Origin of the sequence: Actinomadura geliboluensis (assembly GCF_005889745.1) — a bacterium.
GTDB classification, from domain to species: Bacteria; Actinomycetota; Actinomycetes; order Streptosporangiales; family Streptosporangiaceae; genus Spirillospora; species Spirillospora geliboluensis.
In genome coordinates this window covers 1-4471 of sequence record NZ_VCKZ01000582.1, presented here as the reverse complement: position 1 = coordinate 4471, position 4471 = coordinate 1, and the positions used below count along the sequence as shown (strand labels likewise).

Below are 4471 nucleotides of genomic sequence, written 5' to 3'. Positions count from 1 at the left end.
CCCACGCCCTCACACTCCGGAACGTCCGGCGCCTACCCGGCCGTGTTGGGCGAGCATGCCGCAGCGTCGGGGGCCTATCGCGGGGTGCCGCACGGCCAGTCCGCGGCATCTGGTGCTTATCCGGCCGTGTCGAGCGGTGCCTATTCGAGGGAGGCGCATGTCGCTCCGGGGATGTCTTCGTCGCAGGTCAGTGGGACGTCGGGCGCGTGGTCGTCGGCGTTGGGGACGGACGGGCGGTGGTCTGAGGCGGACGCGTTCCGGCTCGGCCGGTGAAATCTTGTCACTGTCTAGATAGGCTGGTGGTGATCCCGAGCGAAGGAGCGCCGATGACGGAGAACCCCGGCCTGGCACGGCAGATGTGGCACCAACTCGAAGCCGTCCACGCCCTGTTCTGGTACTCGCCCGACGTCTTCGCGGAGGCGGCGGAGCTCGGGTACGAGGTCGATACGCGCTGGCCGAGCTACTTCGCCTGGCGCGCCGCCCCGCTCGGCGCCGCCGGTCCGGAGCGGGTCGCGTCCGCGTTCTACAGCTTCAGCCCGCGCATGGTGGCCGAGCACGTCCCCGCGGTGTGGACGGTCGCGCCGCCCGAGCGCGTCCTGCGGGCACGGGTGCGCGCCGTCGACCGCATGTACCGGGCGCTGCTCGGCGACGCCATCGGCTCCCCGGACCTCGCCGAGGCCGCCTCGCTGGCCCGTGCCGCCGCCGAGGAGGCGGGCACCGCGGGCCGCCCGATCGCCGCCGCCAACGCCGACCTGCCCTGGCCGGACGAGCCGCACCTCGCGCTGTGGCACGCGATCGGCATCCTGCGGGAGCAGCGCGGGGACGGCCACGTCGCCGCGCTCCTCACCCACGGGCTCGACCCTGCCGAGTCGCTCGTCTCGTTCGCCGCGGTCGGCGCCGCGTCCGTGGAGACGTTCGCGAGCCGAGGCTGGACGGACGAGGAGTGGGCCGCCGCCCGCGACCGCCTCGCGTCCCGCGGCCTCGTGAGCGGTGACGGCGCCGCGACCGACCGGGGCCGGGAGCTGCGCGACTCGGTCGAGCGGATGACCGACGACCTCGCCTACGCGCCCTGGCGCGCCCTCGGCGAGGCCAAGGCCGAGCGGCTGGGGCAGCTGACGATGCCGATCCTGGTCAAGGTCCTGGAGACCGGCCTGATGCCCGCGGAGAACACGCTCGGCATCGGCAAGGTTCAGGCGCCGCCCCGCTGAGCCGGGTCAGGGGCGGGGGAGGCGCCAGGCGGTCTCCTCCAGGCGTCCGGTGTTGCCGAGGTCGAGGGGCCCGTCGGACTCCACGATGACGACCGGCCGTCCCGGCGCGGGCCGGACCTCCAGGTACGTGCCCGCCACCGCGGTCGTCGTCGGGTCGGTGACGAGGTTCCGCCAGACGATCCCGAAGACGGCCGACCCGCCCGGACGGATCGTCAGCGGCTTCGGCCCCGGGTCCTCGACCTGCGTCGTGCCGCGCACGATCTCCACGTCGAACGGCTGCCGGTCCTTGTCGAGGACGCGCACGGACGGGTAGCCGTTCAGCCGGTACGGGCGGTCGCCGCAGTTGCGGAGCCGGATGGTCGCGGCGCGCAGGCCCATCGCCGCCTCCGGCTCCTCCATCCCGATGCTGATGCCCTCCGGCGTGCAGACCGGCGGGGCGGGCGTGTTCCGCTCCAGCGGGATCGGCGTCGGCGTCGCCGGCTTCGACGGCAGCACGGGATACGGCTCGGACGGGAGGGCGGCGGGCGCGGTCTCGGTGCCGCAGCCCGCCGCGCCGGCCAGCACCGCCGCCGCCGCGAGCAGCAGGATCGATGTCCGCTTTGTCGGAGTCACCTGGGGATGATGGCAGACGGATGTGGACGCCGTGTGCCGGTGTCGGTGCCGATGCCCGTCCCGGCCCGCCCGGCGCGGGCCCGCAGGTGGGCGGCGCGCAGCACGGCCTCGATGCCGAACCGGGCCTCCGGGTCGGCCAGTTCGGCGCCGAAGGTCTGCTCGATCTTGCGCATCCGGTACCGGACGGTCTGCGGGTGGATGTGCAGGATCGCGGCCATCTCGGCGGCGGTGCCGCGGGTGACGAGCCAGGTCCGCAGGGTCTCGGTCAGCCGGTCCCGCTGGCCGGGCGTCATGCCGTCCAGGACGCCGAGGCGGCGCCGGGCCAGCTCGTCCACCAGCGCCGGGTCCGACAGCAGCCACAGCGTCACGAGGTGCTCCTCGCACCGGACCACCGGGCCGTCGAGGACACCGCCGAGCGCGAGCCCGAGCGCCCGCCTGGCCCAGCGCAGCGAGTCGGCGGCCTGCCCGGTCGGCATTGTCACGCCGACCGCGATCAGGCGGCCGGGCAGCGCCTCGTCCAGCATGCGGCGCCGCTCCGGCGTGAACGGGCCCGGCAGGAGCAGGTGCGGGGCGGCGCACTCCAGGTCGGCGAGGACGTCCTCGTCCAGCGCCGCCCACGCGCAGCGGGCGTCCGGTTCGACGGCGACGAGCGTGACCTCGTCCGGGACGGGCCACCCGGCGGCCTCGGCCGACTCCGCGATCTCCGCCTCGGGGCCGTCCAGGAGCAGGCGCAGCAGGCGGCGGCGCCGCTCGTCCAGCGCCGGGATCGGACGGGCCCTGGCCTGCCGGTACCCGTCGAGCGACAGCTCCGCCAGCTCGTCCAGGTAGACGAAGAGGGCGTCGGCGAGCCGGGACATGACGGCTGCGGAGATGTCGTGCCGGGGCGCGACCCGCATGACGCGGCGCCAGGCGACCTGCCCGCCGATGCGGTATGCGGCCTGGAGGGAGTCCAGGTCGCGGCCCTCGTGCGCCTCGTACTGGCCGAGCATCCGCGCGGTCGCCGCGGAGTCGTCGTCGGCCGGCGCGCCGTGCGGGGCGGCGATCCGGTCGACGAACGCGGCCAGGTTGTGCTCGACGCTGAGCCGCAGCACGTGCCCGTAGGGGCCGTCGAGCGGCCGGGCGTACTCCGGGATGGCGCGGCGGATCTCGGTGACGATCTCCTCGGCGAGGCTCGGCAGCTCCGGCCGCATCAGCCCGGCGAGGCGCGGCGGGAGGAGCACGGGCCGCGCGCCGGCGCCCCGCCCCTCGCGAGCGCCCCGCCGCTCGCCGTCACCTCGCCGCTCGCCGTCACCCTGCCGCTCGCCGTCACCCTGCCGCTCGCCGTCACCCTGCCGCTCGCCGTCACCCTGCCGCTCGCCGTCACCCTGCCGCTCGCCGTCACCCTGCCGCTCGCCGTCACCCTGCCGCTCGTCGGCACCTCCGGATGCGAGGGTTCTGGTCATCGGCACACCTCCGTCTGCCCGGCTGTGCTGCTGGACGCCCCGACGGTACGCACCGCCCCCGTCGCTGTTCTGTAGTGCGGAAGAACAAAACCCTGCGGCCACTGCTCACCCGCTTATAACCGGGTGCCTTCGTTCAGGCGCAGACAGCCGTGTCGGCGGCCTTGGCGAGGTCCGCCCGGAAGGCAGTGTCGTGCTCCAGCTTCGACTCGTTGTAGGTGATGATCGCCTGGCGGCGGCCGTCGGCGCTGGTGTAGGTCCAGGTGCGGTAGCCGGGGAAGCCGCCGTCGTGGCCCCACGCGTACCCGCAGGAGAACTTGATGCGGGCGACGCCGAGCCCGTAGTCCTCCACCACGCCGTCGTCGTTGACGGGACGGACCGTCCGCAGCTCGCGCATCTGCTTCGCCGGCAGCAGCCGCCCGGTGAACAGCGCCCGGTGGAAGCGCGCCACGTCGTCCACCGTGCTGACGATGCCGCCGGACGTCCGGGCGCTGGACGGGCTGACCAGCGTGCTCACGTCGCCGTAGTCGTAGTAGTAGCCGTGCACGTACGGGCCGCGGAAGCCGGGGTCGGTCGTCGGGTAGAAGGTGTGCCGGAGCCGCAGCGGCGTGAAGATCCGCCGCTGCAGCTCCGCGCCCACCGGCCGCCCGGTCGCCTTCTCGATGATCATCCCGGCGAGGATGTAGTTGGTGTTGGCGTAGTTCCAGTCCGTGCCCGGCGCGTACAGCGGCGGCTTCTCCGTCGCGATCGCGATCAGCTCCTCGGGCGTCCAGGACCGGGCCGGGTCGGACATCACCCGGGGGTCGGGCGTGTAGTCGTTCAGCCCGCTGGTCTGCGCGAGCAGCTGCCGGACGGTGATCTTCGACCCGTCGTTGCCGTTCGCGCCGAGCAGGCCGGGGAGCCAGTCGTCCACGGTGTCGTCCAGCGACAGGCGGCGCTCGGCGGCGAGCTGCAGCACGACCGTCGAGGTGAACGACTTGGTCACGCTGGCGATGCGGAACTGGAGCCGGTGGTCCATCGGGGCGCCGGTCGCCTTGTCCGCCACCCCGGCGGTCACGTGCGACACCCGGCCGCCGCGCCGCGTCATGACGATGACGCCGGGCGCCCCGTCCGCGACCAGCTTCGCCGCCTGCTCCCGCACCTTCCGGTCGAGCTGGTTGCCGTGGCCCTTGCTCTGGCCGTTGCCGTTGCCGTGGGTGGTGGCGGGGTTGG

General features: G+C 74.3%; 4 protein-coding genes. 1 reads left to right on the top strand and 3 read right to left on the bottom strand.

Annotated elements, in window-relative coordinates:
• The first annotated feature begins 326 nt into the window (after positions 1-326).
• Complete coding sequence (locus ETD96_RS41800; RefSeq protein WP_138642014.1) at positions 327-1208, top strand: SCO6745 family protein; 882 nt, start codon at positions 327-329, stop codon at positions 1206-1208.
• Between the two features lie 6 nt (positions 1209-1214).
• On the opposite strand, the gene ETD96_RS41795 is transcribed toward ETD96_RS41800, so the two are convergent.
• The 3 genes from ETD96_RS41795 to ETD96_RS41785 all read right to left on the bottom strand — a co-directional run.
• Positions 1215-1820, bottom strand: a complete 606-nt coding sequence (locus tag ETD96_RS41795) for a DUF4232 domain-containing protein (protein WP_138642013.1) — start codon at positions 1818-1820, stop codon at positions 1215-1217.
• Complete coding sequence (locus ETD96_RS41790) at positions 1817-3262, bottom strand: PucR-like N-terminal domain-containing protein (protein ID WP_240808605.1); 1446 nt, start codon at positions 3260-3262, stop codon at positions 1817-1819. Before ETD96_RS41790 ends, ETD96_RS41795 begins: the two co-directional genes overlap by 4 nt.
• Before the next feature lie 133 nt (positions 3263-3395).
• Positions 3396-4471: serine hydrolase domain-containing protein (locus ETD96_RS41785; protein ID WP_138642012.1), on the bottom strand; the 1076-nt coding region annotated here is incomplete at its 5' end.

Coding starts and splice junctions, on each gene's coding strand:
- ETD96_RS41790 (WP_240808605.1), bottom strand. CDS start 3,262: ATGACCAGAACCCTCGCATCCGGAGGTGCCGACGAGCGGCAGGGTGAC.
- ETD96_RS41800 (WP_138642014.1), top strand. CDS start 327: ATGACGGAGAACCCCGGCCTGGCACGGCAGATGTGGCACCAACTCGAA.